The organism is Amycolatopsis sp. CA-211722, assembly GCF_056828465.1.
This window is the reverse complement of the sequence record NZ_CP184752.1, coordinates 1,799,518-1,821,442: the sequence shown is the minus strand read 5'-3', so window position 1 is coordinate 1,821,442 and position 21,925 is coordinate 1,799,518. Positions and strand designations below refer to the sequence as shown.

Annotated in this window: 22 protein-coding genes; 16 read left to right on the top strand and 6 right to left on the bottom strand. The window is 68.4% G+C overall.

Annotated features, from left to right (window positions below; translation table 11 throughout):
* Positions 1–5 precede the first annotated feature (5 nt).
* Positions 6–1,022 (top strand): glycosyltransferase family 2 protein, encoded by a 1,017-nt coding sequence (locus ACOCEP_RS08965; protein ID WP_482336831.1) that lies wholly within the window; start codon positions 6–8, stop codon positions 1,020–1,022.
* The gene (locus tag ACOCEP_RS08960) at positions 1,019–2,302 is read left to right on the top strand and encodes a polysaccharide biosynthesis protein (protein ID WP_482336830.1); all 1,284 of its coding nucleotides are present in this window, start codon (positions 1,019–1,021) and stop codon (positions 2,300–2,302) included. Before ACOCEP_RS08965 ends, ACOCEP_RS08960 begins: the two co-directional genes overlap by 4 nt.
* Here ACOCEP_RS08960 and ACOCEP_RS08955 read toward each other — a convergent pair.
* On the bottom strand, positions 2,299–4,350 hold the full coding sequence (locus ACOCEP_RS08955; RefSeq protein ID WP_482336829.1) for a DUF6541 family protein: 2,052 nt from the start codon (positions 4,348–4,350) through the stop codon (positions 2,299–2,301). The two genes, ACOCEP_RS08960 and ACOCEP_RS08955, sit on opposite strands and share 4 nt — an antisense overlap.
* Before the next feature lie 255 nt (positions 4,351–4,605).
* Between ACOCEP_RS08955 and ACOCEP_RS08950 the strand changes: the two genes are divergently transcribed.
* From ACOCEP_RS08950 to ACOCEP_RS08910, 9 genes are all read left to right on the top strand, one after another.
* The gene (locus tag ACOCEP_RS08950; protein ID WP_482339656.1) at positions 4,606–5,307 is read left to right on the top strand and encodes a glycosyltransferase family 2 protein; all 702 of its coding nucleotides are present in this window, start codon (positions 4,606–4,608) and stop codon (positions 5,305–5,307) included.
* A gap of 12 nt (positions 5,308–5,319) precedes the next feature.
* The gene (locus tag ACOCEP_RS08945; protein ID WP_482336828.1) at positions 5,320–5,757 is read left to right on the top strand and encodes a DUF2304 domain-containing protein; all 438 of its coding nucleotides are present in this window, start codon (positions 5,320–5,322) and stop codon (positions 5,755–5,757) included.
* 29 nt (positions 5,758–5,786) lie between these two features.
* Positions 5,787–6,302, top strand: a complete 516-nt coding sequence (locus ACOCEP_RS08940; protein ID WP_482339654.1) for a uridine kinase family protein — start codon at positions 5,787–5,789, stop codon at positions 6,300–6,302.
* A gap of 339 nt (positions 6,303–6,641) precedes the next feature.
* Positions 6,642–8,315, top strand: coding sequence for an ABC transporter substrate-binding protein (locus ACOCEP_RS08935; RefSeq protein ID WP_482336827.1), 1,674 nt, complete (start codon positions 6,642–6,644; stop codon positions 8,313–8,315).
* Between the two features lie 86 nt (positions 8,316–8,401).
* The gene (locus ACOCEP_RS08930) at positions 8,402–9,403 is read left to right on the top strand and encodes an ABC transporter permease (RefSeq protein WP_063275656.1); all 1,002 of its coding nucleotides are present in this window, start codon (positions 8,402–8,404) and stop codon (positions 9,401–9,403) included.
* On the top strand, positions 9,400–10,335 hold the full coding sequence (locus ACOCEP_RS08925; protein ID WP_126737230.1) for an ABC transporter permease: 936 nt from the start codon (positions 9,400–9,402) through the stop codon (positions 10,333–10,335). The genes ACOCEP_RS08930 and ACOCEP_RS08925 overlap by 4 nt, the downstream gene beginning before the upstream one ends.
* A gap of 6 nt (positions 10,336–10,341) precedes the next feature.
* The gene (locus ACOCEP_RS08920; protein WP_125733134.1) at positions 10,342–11,337 is read left to right on the top strand and encodes an ABC transporter ATP-binding protein; all 996 of its coding nucleotides are present in this window, start codon (positions 10,342–10,344) and stop codon (positions 11,335–11,337) included.
* The gene (locus tag ACOCEP_RS08915) at positions 11,334–12,452 is read left to right on the top strand and encodes an ABC transporter ATP-binding protein (RefSeq protein WP_482336826.1); all 1,119 of its coding nucleotides are present in this window, start codon (positions 11,334–11,336) and stop codon (positions 12,450–12,452) included. Before ACOCEP_RS08920 ends, ACOCEP_RS08915 begins: the two co-directional genes overlap by 4 nt.
* A gap of 300 nt (positions 12,453–12,752) precedes the next feature.
* Positions 12,753–13,394, top strand: a complete 642-nt coding sequence (locus tag ACOCEP_RS08910; protein WP_482336825.1) for an SDR family oxidoreductase — start codon at positions 12,753–12,755, stop codon at positions 13,392–13,394.
* Here the strand turns inward: ACOCEP_RS08910 and ACOCEP_RS08905 are convergent.
* Complete coding sequence (locus ACOCEP_RS08905; protein WP_482336824.1) at positions 13,387–13,950, bottom strand: CGNR zinc finger domain-containing protein; 564 nt, start codon at positions 13,948–13,950, stop codon at positions 13,387–13,389. The two genes, ACOCEP_RS08910 and ACOCEP_RS08905, sit on opposite strands and share 8 nt — an antisense overlap.
* Positions 13,951–14,036: 86 nt before the next feature.
* On the opposite strand from ACOCEP_RS08905, the gene ACOCEP_RS08900 reads away from it, so the two are divergent.
* Complete coding sequence (locus ACOCEP_RS08900; RefSeq protein ID WP_482336823.1) at positions 14,037–14,735, top strand: SDR family oxidoreductase; 699 nt, start codon at positions 14,037–14,039, stop codon at positions 14,733–14,735.
* A 183-nt stretch (positions 14,736–14,918) separates the two neighbouring features.
* Positions 14,919–15,653, top strand: a complete 735-nt coding sequence (erm, locus tag ACOCEP_RS08895) for a 23S ribosomal RNA methyltransferase Erm (RefSeq protein WP_482336822.1) — start codon at positions 14,919–14,921, stop codon at positions 15,651–15,653.
* Here erm and ACOCEP_RS08890 read toward each other — a convergent pair.
* A complete protein-coding gene (locus ACOCEP_RS08890; protein WP_482336821.1) occupies positions 15,556–16,479 on the bottom strand; it encodes an EamA family transporter in 924 nt (307 codons plus the stop codon). The two genes, erm and ACOCEP_RS08890, sit on opposite strands and share 98 nt — an antisense overlap.
* 87 nt (positions 16,480–16,566) lie before the next feature.
* Here ACOCEP_RS08890 and ACOCEP_RS08885 point away from each other — a divergent pair, with 87 nt between their 5' ends.
* Positions 16,567–17,505, top strand: a complete 939-nt coding sequence (locus tag ACOCEP_RS08885) for a LysR family transcriptional regulator (protein ID WP_482336819.1) — start codon at positions 16,567–16,569, stop codon at positions 17,503–17,505.
* Here the strand turns inward: ACOCEP_RS08885 and ACOCEP_RS08880 are convergent.
* Entirely contained in the window at positions 17,462–18,067 is a 606-nt protein-coding gene (locus ACOCEP_RS08880) for a TetR/AcrR family transcriptional regulator (RefSeq protein WP_482336818.1), read from the bottom strand. The two genes, ACOCEP_RS08885 and ACOCEP_RS08880, sit on opposite strands and share 44 nt — an antisense overlap.
* A 57-nt stretch (positions 18,068–18,124) precedes the next feature.
* On the opposite strand from ACOCEP_RS08880, the gene ACOCEP_RS08875 reads away from it, so the two are divergent.
* The gene (locus ACOCEP_RS08875; protein WP_482336816.1) at positions 18,125–18,751 is read left to right on the top strand and encodes a peroxiredoxin-like family protein; all 627 of its coding nucleotides are present in this window, start codon (positions 18,125–18,127) and stop codon (positions 18,749–18,751) included.
* A 66-nt stretch (positions 18,752–18,817) separates the two neighbouring features.
* On the opposite strand, the gene leuA is transcribed toward ACOCEP_RS08875, so the two are convergent.
* Positions 18,818–20,575, bottom strand: a complete 1,758-nt coding sequence (gene leuA, locus ACOCEP_RS08870) for a 2-isopropylmalate synthase (RefSeq protein WP_482336814.1) — start codon at positions 20,573–20,575, stop codon at positions 18,818–18,820.
* A 244-nt stretch (positions 20,576–20,819) separates the two neighbouring features.
* Here leuA and ACOCEP_RS08865 point away from each other — a divergent pair, with 244 nt between their 5' ends.
* Positions 20,820–21,185 (top strand): hypothetical protein, encoded by a 366-nt coding sequence (locus ACOCEP_RS08865; protein WP_482336813.1) that lies wholly within the window; start codon positions 20,820–20,822, stop codon positions 21,183–21,185.
* A gap of 56 nt (positions 21,186–21,241) precedes the next feature.
* Here the strand turns inward: ACOCEP_RS08865 and ACOCEP_RS08860 are convergent, their stop codons facing one another.
* Positions 21,242–21,841 (bottom strand): hypothetical protein, encoded by a 600-nt coding sequence (locus tag ACOCEP_RS08860; RefSeq protein WP_482336811.1) that lies wholly within the window; start codon positions 21,839–21,841, stop codon positions 21,242–21,244.
* Positions 21,842–21,925 lie beyond the last annotated feature (84 nt).

Genomic DNA, 21,925 nt, shown 5'->3' with positions numbered 1-21,925 from the left:
CCGGGGTGAGTGCGAATTCGCTCCTTCCGGCCCTGTCCGTCGTGATCCCGGTCTACAACGAGCAGGACTGGATCGATCGCAGTGTCGGGGCGCTGCTCGCGTCGGCACAGGCGGCGAACTGGCCGGTCGAGGTGGTCGTGGTCGACGACGGCAGCACCGACGGCACCGGCGACAAGCTCGCCAAGCTGCAGGAGCTGTACGGCATCACCGTCCTCACCCAGCCGAACAGCGGCCGGTTCGAGGCGCGCCGCGCCGGGATCGCCAAGGCTTCCGGGCGGCAGATCCTGCTGCTCGACAGCCGCGTGATCGTGGACTCCGGCTCGCTCACCTTCCTCCGCGACCAGCTCGTCGACCATCCCGAGCGCACGGTGTGGAACGGCCACATCAACGTCGCGTCCGAACACAATCCGTACGCGGGATTCATGGCGGGACTGGTCAAGATCCCGTGGCGCCGTTATTGCGCGAACCCGCGGTTGATGTCGTTCGGTATCGAAGAGTTCGACGTCTTCCCCAAAGGCACCGGATTCTTTTCCGCGCCGAAGGATGTTCTCGAGGATTCGTCCAACGCGTTCGAGTCGCTCTTCGAAGACGTCCGTTTCGCCAGTGACGACACGGGTGTGCTGCGCTGGATCGCCGAACGCCACCGCATCTTCCTCGCGCCGGAGTTCTCCGCGACCTATCACGGCCGCGATTCGTTCAAGAAGTTCGTCGGGCAGTCGTACTTCCGTGGCACCACGTTCGTCGATTCGTATCTCGCGTCGCCCGGCCCCGCGCGCAACGGCCTGTTCGCCGCGATGGCCATCGGCGTGCTCGGCCTCGGTGTCGCCGCGAAGCGCCCGAAGACCGCCGTCGCGCTGGCCGCCGCCGGGTCGACGGCCGCCGGGTTCGCGGTGACGAAGTTCGGCGCGACCAAGGCCGAGGCCAAGGCGGTCGCCCAGCTCACCCCGGTGTTCGCCGCCGGCTTCGGCGCCGGAGCGCTCCGGGGCCTCCTCATGGCGCTGCGGGCCCGGCTGCGTAAATGAGCAACGCGGTGAGCAGCGAAGAGCTGGCCAAGGACACCGGGAAATCCGCCGGCCGCATCGGCGTCTACCTGCTGATCGCCATCGCGCTCGGCTACGTCCTGACCGTCGTGTGGGGACGGACGCTGTCGCCTGCCGACAACGCGGTCCTGCTCTCCTTCTGGGGCATGCTGATGGGGCTGGGCGCGGCTCTGTCCCCGCTCGAACAAGAGATTTCGCGCCAGTCCGCGCATGCCGCGCTCGAAGGCCGCAAGGCGGGCCGCCCGGCGGTGATCGCCTTCGTCACCAGCCTGGTCGCGGTCGGCGTCGCGGCCCTGTTCACGCTCATCCCGGCGGTGACCGGCAAGGTCTACGGCGGCCAGTTCGCGCTCGCGGTGATCGTGCTCGCGGGCGGGCTGTCGTTCGCCTTCCAGTTCGCCGCGCGCGGCCTGCTGATCGGACAGGACCACGTCCGGTCCTACTCGTGGCTGATCCTGGTCGAGGCCGCCGTGCGGATCCTCGTGGTCGCCGCGCTGGTGGTCGCCGGGCTCACCCAGCTGTACTGGTTCGCCATCGCCGCCGCGACCGGCTCGTTCGCCTGGCTGCTGTTCGCCCGCGGCGCCGCCAAGCTGGTCGACCCGAAGCTGGACGCCGACGAGCCCGCGAAGCCGGTCGTCATGAACATGCTGATGCTGCTCGCGGGCGCCGGGCTGACCGCGAGCGTCATCACCGGCTACCCGGCGCTGGTCAGCCTGCTCGCGCCCGGCGGCGACAAGGACGCGCTCGGCGTGCTCTTCCTGGCCCTGTTCGTGGCCAGGACGCCGCTCACGCTGATGGCCCCGGTCCAGGCGCTGGCGGTCCCGACCGTGGTGCGCCTCTCCAGCACCGAGGAGGGCAAGCACCGGCTGCGGAAGCTGCTCGCCCTCGGCTCGGCCGGCGCGCTGGCACTCGCGGCCCTCGGCGCGCTGATCGGCTGGCTGATCGGCCCGTGGGTGGTGCGCCTGGTCTACGACGCCAAGAACAATCCCGAGGCCTGGTGGATGGCCGGACTGGTCTGGTCCTCGGTGCTGCTGGCCGCGATGCAGCTGCTCGCTGCCGTCCTCGTCGCGCAGGCCAAGGCCACGAAGGTGCTGATCACGTGGGCCGCGGTCGTCGTCGCGACCGCGCTGGTGCTGCTGTTCTTCCCCGGCGACACGGTCATGCGCGCCGTCGTCGGCCTCGCCGCCGGGCCGACCGTCGGCCTGCTGGTCGTCATGGCTTTCGTGGTCCGCGGCGGACCCGGGACCACGAAAGCCGACGCCTAGCCCTGTGGCGGCAGGTCGAGCCGGTAAACGCTGACGCTGCCCGACGTGAAGGTCTTCGTCAGTCCCGGCAGCCCGGAGAGGTTGCTCAACCCCGGCGCCAGCGCGTAGGACCGGTCGCCGCTCCAGTGCCGACCGTCGGTCCCGACCGTCGGGGCGACGGTGTCGACGTAGATCCAGCGGATGTTCTTACGGCGCAGGATGTCCTGCACCTGCGAGTCGGCAGGGTAGGTGTTGAACCGCGCGAGCAGCAGTTCGTTCTCCTTGATCGGGCTGTGCCCGTCCGGGACGATGTTGACGATCGGCAGGTCGTAGTCGACGTAGAGCAGTGTCGAGCCGTCGTTCGCGTTGTTGAGGATCGCTTCGCCGGGTGCCGCGTGCTCCTTCAGCCACTTCGCGGCGGCGTCGTCCTGGTCGGAGTACCGCGAGAACTGCGGGGCGGAGTAGCGCTGGCTCAGCGACAAGGCGGCGGTGTTCATGTAGCCGCGGAAAGTGGTCACGGTGAGCGCGCCGAGCAGCACCACGGTCAGCCCGAAGGCGATCGCGGGCCGCGCCTTCACCGGGATCGGGTTGCGCGCCTTGCCCGAGACCAGCACCAGCCCGATCACCACGAAGACGATGCCGACCAGCGTCGGGATCAGCAGGTAGATGTGACTGTCGATCCTGCTGGCCACCCGGTAGTAGTACCGGCCGACCATCGCGCCGAAGCCCGTGTTGGGCGAATTGTGGTAGGTCACGATGACGGCGGCCCAGAAGACCCAAGTGGTCACCAGCGTCCACGCGCGCCGCGAGAGCACCGCGAAGACCAGGCCGACCAGGCCGAGGACACCGAGCGTCAGCTGGCTCAACGTGTTGCCGGGGTCGAAGTAGCCGCCGTAGGGCAGCTTGACGAGCACGCCGAAGGCATCGCCGAGGGGGACCCCGCGGATGTTCGCGGGAGCGTCCGAAACGGTGCCGCCACCGAGCCGCAGCAACGCCAGCACACTCGGGATCAGCAGTACCACGGTGACGACGGCGGCCAGCACCAGCGGCAGCAGCGAGCGGACGAACGCCAGCCTGCCCGACCGCGTGACCAGCAGGCCGAGCATGGCCGCGACCGTGGTGAACGCGATCGAGGTCAGCGCGCTCGGGTGCAGGTTGAACGCGCCGGCCATGGCGACACCGATCAGCACGGCGCGTCCCCAGTGGCGCTTGCCGATCACCAGCATGACGGCGACGAGACCCGGGGTGATCGCCAGCGCGGCCGCGTTCGGCAGGACCCCGCCGTCGTGCGCGAAGGCGATGGCCGGGCGGTAGAGCTGCACGGAGACGAGCGCGGCGACACCGGCGGCGAGTTCGACCCAGCCGCGGCCGACGCGGCCGTGCCGGAGGACCGCGGCGGTCAGCGCGGCCACCGAAAGCGGCATCACGATCACCGTGAACACGACGGTCACCAGGTTGATGGACAGCATCGTGTCGCCGAAGATGTCCGTCAGCAGCGCGCTGACGTCGGTGAAGCCCGGCGGGTAGAACTGGATGTTCGTGTCGTTGACGACGTCGATCGGCAGCACCTGCCACGGCGCCGCGCGCCCGGTGAAGTGCGTGTACGCGGTCAGCACGGCGTGTGTGACGGTGTCGTGCTCCTGGGTGGGGGTCGCCCAGGAGCCGAGGCCCTTGTGCCACATGCGGACGCCGAGCACGACCCCGCCCAGCGCGATCACGGCGCCGAGGAGCTGCGCGATCCGGGCGGGCCTGCCCGCCAGCGCGCGCAGCCGGTCGTCCTCGGCCGGCTCGACGGCCTCGGCGGGCGGGCGGCGGCGGACGATCAGCATCCTGCCCCCGCCGATCAGCAGCAGCACCACGACCAGCGCGATCACGACGGCGGGCAATCCGAACCGGATCCCGGTGACCCCGGTGAAGAGCGACACCAGCAGGACGAAGCCCATGGTGAGCGGCGCCGAGAGCCCGGCGAGCCACAACCGCTCGCGAAGGCCGGCCGTGAGGAGGATCGCGAGCCCAGGCAGCAGCACCACGAGGGCGCCGACCGCGAGCTGGGCGGCTTCGGACAGCATGTCTTCTCCGATCGAAAAATGCCGCTGACCCGGCGAGTCTATGAGGGGTATCGCGACGTCCCGGACGTGGGTGAAGTGGCCGCTGACTCGGCCGGTTGGCGTCTTCGGGACCACTACCGGCGGGCACACCGCGGTTTCCGCTCCCGGGGGTCAGCAGCGAGTGATGGAGCGGGTAGCGGCCGCTCACGGCCAGTGAGAAGATAGAGTGATCCAGTGTCCAGTACGTCCGTGACCACCCGCCGCGTACTCATCGTGATGCCCGCTCTGAACGAGCAGGCCAGCGTCGGCGCCGTCATTTCCCAGGTCAAGCAGTCCTTGCCCGGCATGGACGTGCTGGTGGTCGACGACGGCTCGTCCGACGACACGGCCAAGCTCGCCCGCGCGGCGGGCGCGGAGGTGGCCCGCCTCGCGGTGAACCTCGGGGTCGGCGGGGCGATGCGCACCGGTTTCCGGTACGCGGCCGCCCGCGGTTACGACGTCGTCGTCCAGGTGGACGCGGACGGTCAGCACGACCCCGACGAGGTCGCCGCCCTGCTGGACGCGCTCGACGAAGCCGACATCGCGATCGGCTCGCGGTTCGCGGGCAAGGGTTCGTACAAGGCGAGCGGCCCGCGGAAATACGCGATGGTCGCGCTCTCGGTCGTTTTCTCCCGGCTCGGGAAGACCAAGCTCACCGACGTGACCTCCGGGTTCAAGGCGATGGGCCCGCGCGCGATCAAACTGTTCGCCGCGTACTACCCGGCCGAATACCTCGGCGACACGGTCGAATCGCTGGTGATGGCGATCCGCGCCGAACTGAAGATCAAGGAAATCCCGGTGATCATGCGCGAACGGGCGGCTGGAACGCCGAGCCATTCGCCGGTGAAATCGGCCGTCTACCTCGGCCGCGCCGGACTCGCCCTGCTGCTGGCGCTGGTGCGCCGCCGCCCCGCCGTCGACTCGTCGGATTCGGCGTAAAAGGAGCTGATTATGGCTGGCTGGCGCATTCTCAGCATCGTCGTCGCCTGTCTCGTGCTGTTCGTCGTCCTCGAGATGATGCGACGCCGGAAACTGCGGGAAAAGTACGCCGGTGTCTGGCTCGTCCTCGCCGTCGGCGTGGTCGTGCTCGCCCTCGTTCCGCAGGCCGCCGACTTCCTGGCGCGGATAACCGGCGTGCAGACGCCGTCGAACTTCGTATTCCTCATGGCCGGTGTGGTGCTGGCGCTGGTCGCGTTGCATCTGTCGACCGAGGTCGGGCATCTCGAAGAAGAGGTCCGGACCTCCGTCGAGGAGATCGCGCTGCTCCGCTGCGAACTCGCCGACGCCCAGCGTGACCTGGAAGAACGGGTCGCCGCGCTCGAAGCGAGGACGGCCACGCCCGACAACGTCAAAGGGCTCCCCGAAGTGAGCCCCGCACGCGCACGCTGATCGACGCGCTTCTCGCGGCCCCGCCGAGGCTGGGCGCCGTCCGGGTGCTCGCCATCGACGGGCCGTCCGGGTCCGGGAAGTCCACGCTGGCCGGGAAGATCGTGGCCGGGCTGGCCGGTCGAGGCGTCCGGGTCGCGCTGGTGAGCACCGACGAGTTCGCCACCTGGGACGAACCCGTTTCGTGGTGGCCGCGGCTGGAAACCGGGGTCCTGGAACCGCTGCGTGCCGGCCGGGCCGGGCGCTATCGGCGAGTGGACTGGTCCAGTGGTGACCCGCTGCCGGGCGAAGAGGTCGAGATCCCGGTCCCCGAGGTCCTGGTACTGGAGGGCGTTTCCAGTGGCCGCGCGCGGATGCGGCCTTCGTTGTCCCTGCTGACCTGGCTGGACGGCGGCACCGAGGCCGAACGTCTCGACCGCGCCGCCGAGCGGGATGGTGAGGGTTCCAGGGTGGAACTTCGGCGCTGGCAGCTGTTCGAGCGCGGGTGGTTCGCCGTCGACGGGACCAGGGCCGCGGCCGACCGCGTGCTCACCTCTCGTGAGTGGTAAGGACGGTTAGAACCGTCCTTACCACTCACGAGACGGGACCCAATGTCCTGCCGATGTCCTGTTTCCTCCGGCACCCATTGGTTGTAGTGGTGGACACCCATTTGAGTCAGTGACCCGGCACTCTGCGCGTTAGTGGTCCGGAATTGATTACACTCCGTCCGGAATTGCGGACACTTTGCGGTCGTATTGGCCGTCGTGTAGCGCGATCGTAACCTCGCGTGCTTAAGTGCGGGCTGAGTTCCCGCTAGTGTCGGCGGGCACACCGATCGTCCGTGGAGTTCGACTTTCCGACCGACCGGACGGTGCCTAAACACCGAAAATCTCCTCAAGGGGTGCCAGATGCAGCAACTGCGGGTGACCCGAGCACGCCGTGTGGCCCTGATCGGGCTTGCCGGCGCACTCGCGGTCTCCATTTCCGCCTGTGCCGAATCGAAGCGTGAAGAAGGCGCAGGGGGTGGCTCGGGAGGCACCATGGTCTTCGGCGCCGCCGGTAACCCGAAGACGTTCGACCCGCTCTTCAACGACGACGGTGAGACCTTCCGCATCATCCGCCAGATGATGGACACGCTGATCATGAACAAGCCGGGGACCGCGGACCTCGAGCCTGGTCTGGCGGAGAAGTGGGAAGGCAGCAACGACGGCAAGACCTGGACCTTCAGCCTGAAGAAGGGCGTGAAGTTCCACGACGGCACCCCGTTCAACGCCGAAGCGGTCTGCTTCAACTTCAACCGCATGTTCAACATGAAGGGCGCCGCCGCCCAGAGCCAGATGATCTACTACGGCGACGTCTTCGAGGGCTTCGCCAAGAACGAGGGTGACGCCTCCGGCGACCCGGTGTTCAAGGACTGCCAGGTCAAGGACGAGTCGACCGCCGTCCTGAACCTGAACAAGGCCAAGGGTGCCTTCCCGGCCGCCTTCACGCTGCCGTCGTTCTCGATCCAGAGCCCGGACGCGCTGAAGAAGTACAACGCCGACGCCGTCACCCAGAGCGGTGACTCGTTCTCCTACCCGGAGTACGCGCTGAAGCACCCGACCGGCACCGGCCCGTTCAAGTTCGAGAGCTGGGACCAGGCCAAGGGTGAGATCACGCTGGTCAAGGCCACCGACTCGCCGACCCAGACGGCCAAGCTCGACAAGCTGGTCTTCAAGGTCATCCCGGACGAGAACGCCCGCAAGCAGGCGCTCAAGGCCGGCGACATCCAGGGCTACGACTACCCGTCGCCCGCGGACTACGGCCTCCTGCGCAACGACGGCGAGCAGGTGCTCATCCGCCCGTCGTTCAACATCCTGTACCTGGGCATCAACCAGAAGAACAACCCGAAGCTGAAGGACCTCAAGGTCCGCCAGGCGCTGGCCTACGGTCTCAACCGCGACCAGTTCGTGAAGTCGAAGCTCCCCGAGGGCGCCGAGACCGCGTCGCAGTTCGTGCCGAAGGCGATCGACGGCTACAACGAGAACGTCACCAAGTACGACTACAACCTTCAGAAGGCCAAGGACCTGCTGAAGGAAGCCGGCGCCGAGGGTATGACGCTGAAGTTCTACTACCCGACCGAGGTCACCCGGCCGTACATGCCGAACCCGGCCGACATCTTCACCTCGCTGTCCGAGGACATGAAGGCCATGGGCATCAAGGTCGAGCCGATCGCCAAGCCGTGGAACGGTGGCTACAAGGACGACGTCCAGAAGGCGGGCAAGCACGACGTGCACCTGCTCGGCTGGACCGGTGACTACAACGACGCCGGTAACTTCGTCGGCACCTTCTTCGGTCGCGAGAAGCCGGAGTTCGGCTTCGAAAACGCGGAGCTGTTCTCGGCCATCTCCGCCGCGGACGCCGCGCCCGCCGGTGAGGCGCACACCAAGGCGTACCAGGACGTGAACCAGAAGATCATGGAATACCTGCCCGCCATCCCGATCTCCTACGGCCCCCCGGCGATCGTCGTCGGCCCGAAGGTGAAGGGCCTGGTGGCCAGCCCGCTGACCGACGAGCGCTTCTACACCGTCACGGTCAACTGATCCACCACCACTGAGCCACCAGGGGGTGGGCGCTACCGCGCCCGCCCCCTGTGGCCCATTCCCGGGCTGGCAACAAAGGAACGCACGTGCTCCGTTTTCTCGTGCGTCGGCTGCTACAAGCGATACCGACGCTCTTGATCCTGTCCATTTTGATCTTCGCCTGGCTCCGGTCCCTGCCCGGCGGCCCCGCCGGCGCCCTCCTCGGCGACAAGGCGACCCCGGAGAAGATCGCCGACCTGAACAAGCTTCTCGGCCTCGACGATCCGATCTTCGTCCAGTACTTCAAGTTCCTCGGCCGGGCGATCACCGGCGACTTCGGCAACTCGCTGGTCTCCGCCCAGCCGGTCATGTCGGAGATCGGGAACTTCCTGCCCGCCACGATCGAGCTCGGCTTCTGCGCGATGCTCATCGCGGTGGGTCTCGGCATCCCGTTCGGTTACCTGTCCGCGCGGTTCCGCGGCGGGGCCGTCGACAACGTCATCATCGTGCTCAGCCTGGTCGGCGTCGCCGTGCCGGTCTTCTTCCTCGGCTACATGATGCAGGACCTGCTGGCCGCCCCGCTGGGACTTCCCTCGCAGGGCCGTCAGATGGCGGGTCTCGACGCCACCACCGTCACCGGCTTCGCGGTCTTCGACGGCATCATCACCCAGGAATGGGACGCCGCCTGGGACGCGCTCACCCACCTGATCCTCCCGGCGTTCGCGCTGGCCACGATCCCGCTCGCGGTCATCGTCCGGATCACCCGGGCTTCGGTGCTGGACGTGCTGAACGAGGACTTCATCCGCACGGCCAACTCGAAGGGCCTCACCCAGCCGATCGTGCGACGCCGTCACGTGCTCCGCAACGGGCTGCTGCCGGTGGTCACCGTCATCGGCCTCCAGACCGGCGCGCTGCTCGGTGGCGCCGTGCTGACCGAGCGGGTGTTCAACTTCCGCGGTCTCGGCTTCCTGCTCGCCGAGGGCATCGAACGGCGTGACTACCCACGTCTGCAGGCGCTGCTGCTGTTCGGCGCGCTGGTCTACGTGCTGGTGAACATGCTGGTCGACATCTCGTACGGGCTCATCGACCCGAGGGTGCGTGTGCGATGAACACCTTGCTGAACAAGAAGAAAGAGCCGATCGACCGGCTCGCCGCTTCGTCGGCGAAGGGGCACAGCCTCGGCGGCGAGGCGCTGCGCCGGATGATGCGGAGCCCGGTGGCGATCACCGGTGCCGTGATCACCGGCCTGTTCCTGCTGGTGGCGATCTTCGCGCCGCTCCTGGCGCCGAAGGATCCCTACGAGCGTTATCTGCAAAGCCAGGTCATCCTCGGCCAGGGCATCATCCCGGGCGCTCAGCCCGGATTCCCGCTGGGTGTCGACGACTTCGGCCGCGACTACCTGTCGCGGTTGCTGGTCGGCGCGCAGAACACGCTGCTGGTCGGTGTGCTCGCGACGATCATCGGCGTCGTGGTCGGCATGATCATCGGCGGCCTCGCCGGTGCCTTCGGCGGCTGGGTCGACACCGTGCTGATGCGCCTCGTCGACGTCATGCTGTCCGTGCCGTCGCTGCTGCTGGCGATCTCGGTCGCCGCGCTGTTCCAGAAGCCGAGCCAGTGGACGGTGATCGTCGCGGTGTCGATGGTCAGCGTGCCGATCTTCGCGCGGTTGCTGCGCGGTTCGATGCTCGCGCAGAGAAACAGCGATCACGTGCTCGCGGCGACGTCGCTCGGTGTCAAACGCGGCGCGATCGTGTTGCGGCACATGCTGCCGAACTCGCTCGGCCCGGTCATCGTGCAGGCCACGCTGACCCTGGCGACCGCGATCCTCGAGGCGGCGGCGCTGTCGTTCCTCGGTCTCGGCGACCCGGACCCGAACCGGGCGGAATGGGGGATCATGCTGAGCCGCAGCGCTCGGCAGTTCCTCGACATCCGCCCCGAGCTGGCGTACTACCCGGCCATCGCGATCATCATCGTCGCGCTCGGGTTCACGCTGCTCGGCGAGTCCCTGCGGGAAGCCCTCGATCCGAAGAACAGGCGGTGATTTCTGATGGCACTCCTCGAAGTTCGTGACCTCAAGGTCGTTTTCCAGCGACGCGGCGAAAAGCCGTTCACCGCGGTGGACGAGGTCAGTTTCGACGTCGAACCCGGCCAGACGGTCGGTCTCGTCGGCGAGTCCGGTTGCGGCAAGTCCGTGACCTCGCTGGCGATCATGCGGCTGCTCGCGAAGCGCGGCAACCAGGTCAGCGGTTCGGTGTCGTTCGAAGGCACGGATCTGCTTCGCCTGTCGGACAAGGAAATGCGGGACCGCCGGGGTCGCGACCTCGGCATGGTCTTCCAGGACCCGCTGTCCTCGCTGAACCCGGTCATCCCGATCGGCTTGCAGATCACCGAGGTGCTGGAGCGGCACCGCGGGATGGCGCGCAAGGCGGCGTCGGTGGAGGCGGCGGAACTGCTGGACAAGGTCGGCATCCCCGACCCGACGCGGCGGCTTTCCGAGTACCCGCACCAGCTTTCCGGCGGGATGCGGCAGCGCGCGCTGATCGCGATCGCGCTGGCGTGCCGTCCCCGGCTGCTCATCGCCGACGAGCCGACCACCGCGCTCGACGTGACGATCCAGGCGCAGATCCTCGCGCTGCTGCGGGAACTGGTGCAGGACACCGGGACCGCGCTGATCATGATCACGCACGACCTCGGTGTCGTCGCCGGTCTCTGCGACCAGGTGAACGTGCTCTACGGCGGCAAGATCGTCGAGCGGGCGGAGCGGCACGCGCTGTTCGCCGAGCCGCGGCATCCGTACACGCACGGCCTGCTCGCCTCGATCCCGCGGCTCGACGCGGGCCGCGGCGAGAAACTGATCCCCATCAAGGGATCCGTCGCCGACAACATCCCGTGGGACGGCGGCTGCGCCTTCGCGCCCCGCTGCCCGAACGCTCTCGGCGTGTGCCGGGAGGTTTCACCGCAGCTGACCCCGGATCGCAACGGGCTGCTGCGCTGCCACAACCCGGTGATCCCGGCCGTGGCCGCACGAGGAGGGGCCCGATGACCCACACGGTACCGCCGCAGGACGTGCTCCTGGAGGTCGACGATCTCAAGGTGCACTTCCCGATCAAACGCGGCATCGTGGTCGACCGCACGGTCGGGCACGTGTTCGCCGTCGACGGCGTCGATCTGGCCATCCGCAAGGGTGAGACCTACGGCCTGGTCGGGGAATCCGGCTGCGGGAAGTCCACCTTGGGCCGGGCGATCCTCCGGCTGACCGAGGTGACCGCGGGCAAGGTCGTCTTCGACGGCACCGACGTCGCGGGGCTCAAGGGCGAGGAACTGCGCAAGGCCCGCCGCCGGATGCAGATGGTCTTCCAGGACCCGATGTCCTCTTTGGACCCTCGGCAGTCGGTGGAATCCATTCTGACCGAAGGAATGAAGGCGCACGGCCTCGCCAAGGACAAGGAGGCGACGGCCGAGCGGCTGCGCGAACTCCTTGCCGCCGTCGGTCTTCCGGAGTCCGCGCTGCGGAAGTACCCGCACGAGTTCTCGGGCGGTCAGCGTCAGCGCATCGGCATCGCGCGGGCGCTCGCGGTCGAGCCGGATCTGATCGTCGCCGACGAACCGGTGTCCGCGCTGGACGTCTCGGTGCAGGCGCAGGTGGTCAACCTCCTGGAGGATCTGCAGGAGAAGCTCGGGCTCACCTATCTGGTGATCGCGCACGACCTCGCGGTGGTGCGGCACATCTCCGACCGTATCGGCGTGATGTACCTCGGCTCGCTGGTCGAAGAGGCCGACGCCGACACGCTGTACGAGAACCCGCTGCACCCGTACACGCGGGCGCTGCTTTCGGCGATCCCGGTGCCGGACCCGACGGTGGAGGACAACCGGGAGCAGATCCTGCTCGCCGGTGACCTGCCCTCGCCGGCGCGGCCGCCGTCCGGCTGCCGGTTCCACACGCGATGCCCGTGGAAGCAGCAGAGCCTGTGCGACACCGACCGCCCGCAGCTGCGGGAGATCGGTACGGGGCACCGGGTCGCGTGCCACTACGCGGAGGACATCCGTGACGGGCGGATCAAACCGCACGAGGTCAAGGCGGAACTCGTCGGTGCCGGGGAGCTGAACCCGGACGTCGGCGGACTGCCGGACGTCGGCTCGGCGGCGGAGATCCTCTAGTCCCAGCTTTGGTGAAGTACGTGAAGGCCCCCTTCATTGCGTCTAGCGCAGTGAAGGGGGCCTTCACGTACTTCCGCAGTTAGTCGACTGACTGCGGCGGCGGGGTGCGACCGGACGTGTTGCGAAAGCCACTTTCGCAACGTTGAAGGTTGCGAAAGTGGCTTTCGCAACACGCGGCCCGGCAGCGAGGGCGCCGATCCTGCCGCATTTAGAGGACTAAATGCGGGGGCGAGGGCGCCAAGCTCCCCGCATTTAGAGGACTGAATGCGGGGAGTGCGGCCTTCGGGCAGACTCACTGTCATGCGGGTCACAGTGCTGGGTGCGTCGGGGCGGACGGGGATCCACGTGGTCCGGCTTCTGCGGGGGCGGGGACATCAGGTGCGGGCCGGGCTGCGCAGCCGTCGCCGCGCCGACGAGGTCGCCGGTCTCGGCGCCGAAACCGTGGTCGCGGACGTCACCGCAGACGCGGAAGACCTCGTCGAGGCCCTCGCCGGTTCCGAGGTGGTGATCAACGCCATCGGCGCGCCCGATCCCGATCAGGCCTCGGTCGACCTCGTCGACCGCGACGGCGTGATCACCGCGATCCGCGCCGCCGAGAAGGCGGGTGTCTCGCGGTTCGTGCAGCTTTCCGCGCAGTTCGCGGACTCGCCGGACCAGGGCGATCGCCTGGTGCGGTCGATCCTGATGGCGAAGCAGATCTCCGACAGTGTCCTGCGCCGCTCCAGCCTGAACTGGACGATCGTCCGGCCCGGCACGCTCACCGACGATCAGCCCACCGGCCACGTCAAGATCGCCGGTCACCTCGAACCGGGCCGCGTCTCCCGCGCCGACGTCGCCGCCGTCCTGGTCGCCACGCTGGAGGAGCCGCTCGCCGAGAACCAGGGTTTCGACGTCATCGGCGGCGAGATCCCGATCCCCGCGGCGCTGGCTTCGTTCAGCTGAGCGCCTTCTTCCGCTCCCGGGCCGCTCGCAGGTTCGCGACGTTCCCGCAGGTGCGCACGTCGTGCCAGACGCCGCTGTTGTTGCGCGAGACGTCGTAGAAGGCCGAACGGCAGCCGTCGAGACGGCACAGTTTCAGCCGCGGCCAGATCCCGGCCTGCTGCGCGAGCAGCGTCTCCGTCCACAACGCCGAAGCGAGCCACTGCCGTCCGGTGCCGGACGGGAACAGCCGGACGACGCCGTCCCGCAGCGTCAGATCCGCCTTCACCGCTTTCCCGAAGTCCGCGTCTCCGCCGTCCAGGAGCGAAACGAACGTCTCCCGTAGGTCGCGAAGCGCGCGAAGGTCGCCCGGGCCCAGCGTGATCTCGGGTACGTCGGAGTCCCTGGCGCGCGACCATTCCGTCAGCGCCTCGGCCGCCCAAGGCCGCGTCAGGTCGGCGTCGCTCAGCAGGTCGAGGCCGTACGTCTTGATCGCCTTCGTGTTGAGGAAGTCCTGAACGAGCGCCAGCCCCGAGGGGGCGGTGCGCAACCGGTACCGGTCCGTCGCGGTCCATGACATAGGTCAAGCGTACTTGACTCTGTCGAGCCGCGTCGCCATCCTGACGACAGAAGCAAAAGTCGAACACTTCTGTCAAGGAGCAAGTCATGACCTCCATCGAAGGCGCCGTCGTCCTGGTCACCGGCGGGCAGCGCGGGCTCGGCAAGGCGTTCGTCACCGAACTGCTCGATCGCGGCGCCACCAAGGTCTATGCGACGGCCAGGTCGCCGCGCGCGGAGACGGATCCGCGGATCGTCCCGCTCCCGCTCGACGTCACCGATCCGGAATCCGTCCGCGCGCTGGCGGAGACGGCGGGCGACGCCACGATCGTCTTCAACAACGCCGGCGTCCTCGGCCTCGGCTCGCTGCTGGCCGAGGGCGTCGACGCGCACCGCCCGGTCTTCGAGACGAACGTCTTCGGCGCGCTGCGTGTCGCGCAAGCGTTTGCGCCACAGCTCAAGGACGGTGGCGCGCTGGTCAACGTGCACTCGGTCCTGTCGTGGGCGGCGGGCTCGGGTTCCTACGGCGCGTCGAAAGCGGCCTTCTGGTCACTCACGAATTCGCTCCGCATCGAGTTCGCCGAACAGGGCACGCAGGTCGTCGGCGTCCACCTCGGCTACACCGACACCGACATGACCCAGGGCCTCGACATCCCCAAGAACGACCCTCGCGACGTCGCCCGCCAGGTCGTCGACGGCCTCGAGAAGGGCGAGACCGAGGTACTCACCGACGACCTCACCCGCCGGGTCAAGGCCGCGCTGTCCGGTCCGGTCGAGCACCTCGGCACGAGCCGGATCGGCGCGTAGAAAACCGTTGGCGGGAGGACTCCGGTGCGAGGTAGTTTCGCCGCCATGTGTGCTCCCGCGTTCATCCGGATCCGCCGCGCCTAGCGGCGGATTCCCGGCTTCCGGCAAGGAACCGCCGCCCGAGCGAGTCATCGCCGGGCGAGCCTCGTGCTGCCCGGCTCACCTCGAAGCCGCGGAGATCCCTTGCGCACACAGCGTCCTGGCCGTCATGAACTCGGCCAGAACTTCCTCATCGACCGGAACGTCATCGAAACCGTCGTGGAGCTCGTCGACGGCACGGACGGGCCGATCATCGAATTCGGCACCGGCGACGGCGCCCTGACCCTGCCGCTGGAACGGCTCGGCAGGCCGCTGACCGGCGTCGAGATCGACGACCGCCGCGCCGCCCGGCTGGCGGGCCGTGTCCGGCCGTCCACCGAGATCGTCACCGCGGACTACCTGCGGTTTCCCCTGCCGAAGACGCCGTACGTCCTCGTCGGCAATCTGCCGTTCCACCTCACCACCGCGACGCTGCGCCACATCCTGGCCGCTCCCGGCTGGACGGACGCAGTCCTGCTCATGCAGTGGGAGGTGGCGCGCCGCCGCGCCGGGGTCGGTGGCGCGACCATGATGACCGCGCAGTGGTGGCCGTGGTTCGGCTTCCGGCTGGCGGGCCGGGTGCCCGCGGAGGCGTTCCGCCCGAGGCCGGGCGTCGACGGCGGGCTGCTCGCCATGACCAGGCGCGAGCGGCCGCTCGTCGACGACGTGGACCGTCAGCGCTACCAGGACTTCGTGCGGCAGGTGTTCACCAGGCCCGGCCGGGACGTCGTGCCCAAGCGGCTCACCGCACGCCAGTGGGCTGAGGCGTTTCGGCTTCGGCGAGAAAGTCCGGCTCGCGCACGCGGCGCTTCGTCGAACCGAACAGGACGCCGCCGATGACGACGGCCGCCGCGAGGATCTCCACCAGTGACGGGCGTTCGTCGAGGACCAGGAACGCCATCGACAGTCCGACCACCGGCACCAGCAGGGAGAACGGCGCGACCACGCCCGCCGGGTTGCGGCGCATCAGCGAGGTCCAGATGCCGGAGCCGACGATCGTGCCGAACACCACGACGTAGGCGAGCCCGCCGAGGCCGATCAGCCCGGTCGTCGTGCCGAGCGTGCTCAGCGAGTGGCCGATCTCGGCGGGCCCCTCCATGACCAGCGACAGCGCGAACATCGGCAGCGGCGGCACCACGGACATCCAGAGGACGAAATTCAGCGGGTTGTCCGGTGCCGCCTGCCGGGTGCTCAGGTTGCCGAACGCCCAGCTCAGTGCGCCGAGCAGGGTCAGGATCACCGGCAGCAGGGCGGCGTTCCCGGCCTGCTGCCAGGCGATCGTCGCCATCCCGGCGACGGCGAGCAGGATCCCGGCGAGCTGCCGTCCGGACACGCGTTCGCGCAGGAAGACGGCGCCGAGCAGCACGGTGAACGGTGCCGACGCCTGCAGCACCAGCGACGCGAGCCCGGTCGGCATGCCGGTGTCCATCGCGATGAAGAGGAACACGAACTGCCCGGTGCCGAAGCCCAGCCCGTAGCCCAGCAGGTGACGGATCTTCACCTTCGGCCACGGCACGAACAGGATCGTCGGGATGGCGATGACCGCGAAGCGCAACCCGCCGGCGAAGACGGGCGGGAACTGGCCGAGGGTGGCGTGGATGGCGAGGAAGTTGCAGCCCCAGAGGACGGCGACGAACAGGGCGAGCAGGCGATCGCGGGCGGGCATGTCTTCACTCTTACGTGGTGCGACCCTTTAGGACCAGCGAGAATATCTGCAGCGATCGTTCAGTTCGGCTTCACATATGCTGGCGGTATGGACATCGGCCGGTTGCGGACCCTGCGGGAGTTCGCCGATCGAGGCAGCGTGACGGCGGCCGCGAAGGCGTTGCACTGCACGCCGTCCGCGGTTTCCCAGCAGCTGCGTGCCCTCCAGAGCGACGTCGGTCTCGCGTTGACCGAACCGGCCGGGCGAGGCCTGCGGCTGACCGACGCGGGCCGGGCGCTGGTCGCCCGCGCCGACGACGTCCTCGCCGCGCTCGACCGCGCGGAGTCCGAATTGGACACTTATCGCAGCGCCCCGCGCGGCCGGGTCCGGGTGGCGATCTTCCAGTCGGCCGGGCTGATGCTGCTGCCGGGGCTGCTGCACCGGACGGCGGAATTCGACGGGCTGGACGTCATCGTGCGCGACGTCGACATGACCCCGCCGGAGGTCCCCGGGCTCGTCGCGGATTACGACATCGTGGTGGCGCACCGGGACGAGCACGCGCCGTCGCTCGGCTCGGACCGGCTGGAAACCCGGCATCTGCTGCGGGAACCACTCGATGTCGCGCTCCCCGCCGGGCATCGGCTCGCGAAGCGGCGCCGCATCGAGCTGGCCGAACTGGCCGACGAACGCTGGATCAGCGTCAACGCGGGCTTCCCGGTGGACGACATCCTCCAGTCGCTGATCATCCGCACCGGGGTGCGCCCGCAGGTCGTCCAGCGCATCAACGACTTCCGCATCACCGAACGGCTCGTCGCCGCCGGGCACGGGATCGCGTTGCTGCCCCGGTACACAATGGACACCCGGCGCGGCAGCGGTCTCGTCTGCCGTCCGCTCGCCGGGATCAAGGCGGCACGGCATGTGGAGGCGGTCTACCGGCTCGGCGCGTCTTCACGGCCCGCGGTGGCGAAGGTGCTCGACGCGCTCGCCGACGAGGTCGGCGCGCTCACCGGCGAGCGTGACTCTTCAGGTGGTCCAAGGCGATCTTGAGCGCGTCGGCGATCGGCGTGACGTCGTGGCGCAGGTGGGCCATCAACAGGCCGCCCTGCACACAGGTCAGCGCGGCCTGCGCGAGCCTCGCCGGGTCGGCGCCCTCGGCCAGTTTTCCCTGTTCCCGCAACGATTCCAGGCCTCGCTGAAGATGTGATTCCCACTCGCGGTAGGCCTTGTCCAGCAGCGGCGCCATCTTGGGGTCGTCCCCGAGTTCGCCGGTGAGGTTGCCCAGCGGGCAGGCGATCGGCCCCTTGGGCGTGGCCTGGATGGCCAGGATCTCGCTCGCCCACTGGTCGAAATCGGCCCAGTCGTGCAGCTCGAAGATGGTCGGCTGGTTGCCGAGGATGTTTTCGAGGAAGCGGGTGATGACCGCTTCGACGAGCTGATCCTTGTTCTTGAAGTAGTGGTACATCTGCGATTTCCCGGCGCCGCTCGCCGCGAGCACCTTGTCGACGCTCGTCCCGGCGACGCCGTGGACGTACATCAGCTCGGCCGCCGCGTCGACGATCGCGTCCCTCGTCATCCGCCCCTGGGGGGTCTTCGCCGGTTGACCGCTCATGTACCGAATAGTACAGTCGACCCACTGTACCGATCAGTACAACCAAGGGAGCTGACGATGGGGGATCTCAACACCGACCTCGCCGAGCTGCGCGAATCCGTCGCGAACCATGTCCCGGCCGAGGTCGTCGAGGTGCTCAAGGCCGATCGTGCGGCCTTCGTCGGAGTGGTCGCCGACGCGGCCGCGAAGCCGGGGACGCCGATGCCGGACCTCGCGTTGCCGGACGCCGGCGGCGAGCGGGTCCGGGTCGCGGACGGACCCGCGGTCGTGGTGTTCTATCGCGGCGCGTGGTGCCCGTACTGCAACCTGGCGCTGCGCACGTATCAGCAGGAGCTGGTGCCGGAGCTGGAGAAGCTGGGCGTCAAGCTGGTCGCGGTCAGCCCGCAGCTTCCGGACGGCTCACTGTCCACAAAGGATCTTGAGTTCCCTGTCCTGTCCGATGTGGACAACGAGCTCGGCCGCGCGCTCGGCATCACGTTCCGGCTGGCCCCGGAGACGAAGCCGGCTTTCGACACGCTCATCGGCGACGTCGAGAAGATCAACGGCGCGGCGGAATGGGAGCTGCCCTATCCGACCGTCCTGGTCGTGGACGGCGAAGGCGTCATCCGGTACATCGACGTCCACCCGGACTACACGACGCGCACCGACCCGGCCGACGTCCTGGCCGCGGTGAAAGGCCTGTAGAAGCGCGTGAAGGCCTCCTTCCCTCGGCTCAGCCGAGGGAAGGAGGCCTTCACGCGCAAAGCGGATTTACCGGTTGGCGCGGTTCACGGCCGACACGACGGCCCGCAGCGAAGCGGTCACGATCGACGGGTCGATCCCGATGCCCCAATACACGCGGTCGGAGATCGCGCACTCGATGTACGACGCGGCCCGCGCGTCGTCGCCCGGCGAGAGCGTGTGCTCGCTGTAGTCCAGCAGCCGCAGGTCGTACCCGACGGTCGACAGCGCGTCGAAGAACGCCGCGATCGGGCCGTTCCCGCGCCCGGTGACCTCGTGCTCGTCACCCTCGACCCGCACGGTGGCGGTGATGTCGTACTCGCCGTCCCCGTTGTCCCGGACGTGCTGGCGCACCAGCTCCAGCGGCGTCTTCAGCTCCAGGTATTCGGCCGAGAACGCGTTCCACATCGTGGCCGGGTCGACCTCGCCGCCCTCGGTGTCGGTGTGGCGCTGGACGACCTTCGAGAACTCGATCTGCAGGCGCCGCGGCAGGTCGAGCTGGTGCTCGGCCTTCATGATGTAGGCGACGCCGCCCTTGCCGGACTGCGAGTTCACCCGGATCACGGCCTCGTAGTTGCGGCCGATGTCCTTCGGGTCGATCGGCAGGTACGGGACCTCCCACGGGTGCTCGTCGACCGGCGTCCCGACCTTGTCGGCGGCGGCCTTCAGCGCGTCGAGGCCCTTGTTGATCGCGTCCTGGTGGCTGCCGGAGAACGCGGTGAACACCAGGTCGCCCGCCCACGGGCTGCGTTCGTGCACCGGCAGCTGGTTGCAGTATTCGACGGTCCGCTTGATCTCGTCCATGTCGGAGAAGTCGATCTGCGGGTCGACGCCCTGGCTGTACAGGTTCATGCCCAGCGCGACCAGGTCGACGTTGCCGGTGCGCTCGCCGTTGCCGAACAGGCAGCCTTCGATCCGGTCCGCGCCGGCCTGGAAGCCCAGTTCGGCGGCGGCGATACCGGTGCCGCGGTCGTTGTGCGGGTGCAGCGACAGGATCACCGAATCGCGGCGCTCCAGGTTGCGGTGCATCCACTCGATCGAGTCGGCGTAGACGTTCGGCGACGCCATCTCGACGGTCGCGGGCAGGTTCAGGATCACCGGTTTCGCCGGCGTCGGCTGCCAGATCTCGGTGATCGTGTTGCAGACCTCGAGCGCGTACGACAGCTCGGTGCCGGTGTAGGACTCCGGCGAGTACTGGAAGCGGAAGTCGGTGTCCGGCTGCTTCGCCGCGTAGTCGACGACCAGCTCGGCGGCCTGCGAAGCGATCTTCGTGATGCCGATGCGCTCCTCGCGGAACACGACGCGACGCTGCAGGATCGAGGTCGAGTTGTAGATGTGGACGATCGCGCGCGGCGCGCCTTCGAGCGCCTTGAAGGTGCGCTCGATCAGCTCCGGACGGCACTGGGTCAGCACCTGGATGCTGACGTCGTCCGGGATGGCGCCCTCGTCGATGATCTCGCGGACGAAGTCGAAGTCCGTCTGCGAGGCCGCCGGGAAACCGACCTCGATCTCCTTGTAGCCCATGCGGACCAGCAGGTCGAAGAACTTGCGCTTGCGCGCGGGCGACATCGGGTCGATCAGGGCCTGGTTGCCGTCACGCAGGTCGACCGCGCACCACAGCGGCGCGCGCTCGATGCGCTTGTCCGGCCAGGTGCGGTCGGGCAGCGAGATGTCCTCGACCAGGTCGTACCAGGGGCGATAGCGGTGTACCGGCATCGAAGTGCCGCGCTGGGTGTTCCACGAAGCCTGCTCGGAAGGGGCAGGACGGGTGGGCTTGCGGATGCTCATGAGGGGACGGTTCTCCTGAAGAATCGGGTGCGACGACCGGCACCACGAAGCCCCGCGACGGGGAGCCGGTCCGATCAGGCCCCGTCGCGGCAGCGAAGCAGGAGAGCTCGAGCCACGACGCCACCTTAACCGCGCGATCTCCCGAAAGGAAACCCGGGCCGCGATCGAACCGTGACTCAAGTGGCGCCCATTCGGGTTACTCGCGGGTAGCAATCGGACCAGGCGGCGTGCCACACTGCCCGGCATGGGCGAGCACGCTGAAGAGAAGGAAACCGCTGATCAGCCGACCAGACGCAAGGTCGACTGGCGAGCGGGCGGCGGCCGCGCGGCCGGGATCCTGGCGAGCGTGGTCCGCTGGGTCGGATTGATCTTCGCGGCCATCCTCGTGCTGCACGTCGTCTTCGTGATCGGCGAGGCGAACCCCGACAACGGCATCGTGTCGTTCGTCCGCGGCTGGGCCGACGGGCTCCTGCTCGGCTTCAAGGACCTCTTCATGCCCGAAGACGCCAAGCTGCGCGTGCTGGTCAACTACGGCATCGCCGCCGTCTTCTGGATGGTCGTCACCGGGATCCTCGCCAAGATCATCCGGCGGGTGGGCGGCGCCGCCTAGCCGCGTTTAGTCCTCTAGATGCGGTCCTTGCGCGTGCAACTACCGCATTTAGAGGACTAAATGCGGTCGGGGGAGAGCCGTTCGTAGGCCTCGACAGCGGCCTTCGGGTCGTCCGCCTGGAACTTCACGACGCGGACGGTCTCGGTCGCGCCGAGCGGCCGGGTCACCGTGACCGGCTCGCGCAGTTCGGCGATCAGGTTCGTCTCGTAGAAGCTGTCGTGACTGAGCCAGGTTCCGTCGCGGAACTTCCGTGCCTTGAGCGGGTCGTGGCTCTCCTTCACATGCCGCAGCGCGACGACGTTCTCCCGAGGGATCCGCACGTCGTAAAACGAGCTGTAGCGCACCCGCACCTCACGCGACGAGATCACGTGCGGCCGGACGACGGTGCCGGCGTAGACCCCGAACACCAGCAGCGCCGAGTACACGCCGAGGGCGAGCAGCAGGAGATCGACGACGAGGCCGAAGTCGATCAGCCAGAAGAGACCCGCTTCGACTGCGCTCACCACCGCGAGCACGACGAAGATCGACTTCCCGTTCGCGCCGTACGGCACCGCGACGGCGTCCCCGTCGACACCGTCCTTCCGGCGCCTCAGATACAGCCAGAGGCCGGCCATCGTGCGGGATTCGTTGCGGAGAACGCTGCGAAAGGCCCCCATGACCCCAGGTTAGCCAGAGTGTGAGCGGTACCGGGCCCCAGCGCCGTACCGGCACTTCCCCTGCCGAAGTCTGTGAAGGCCACC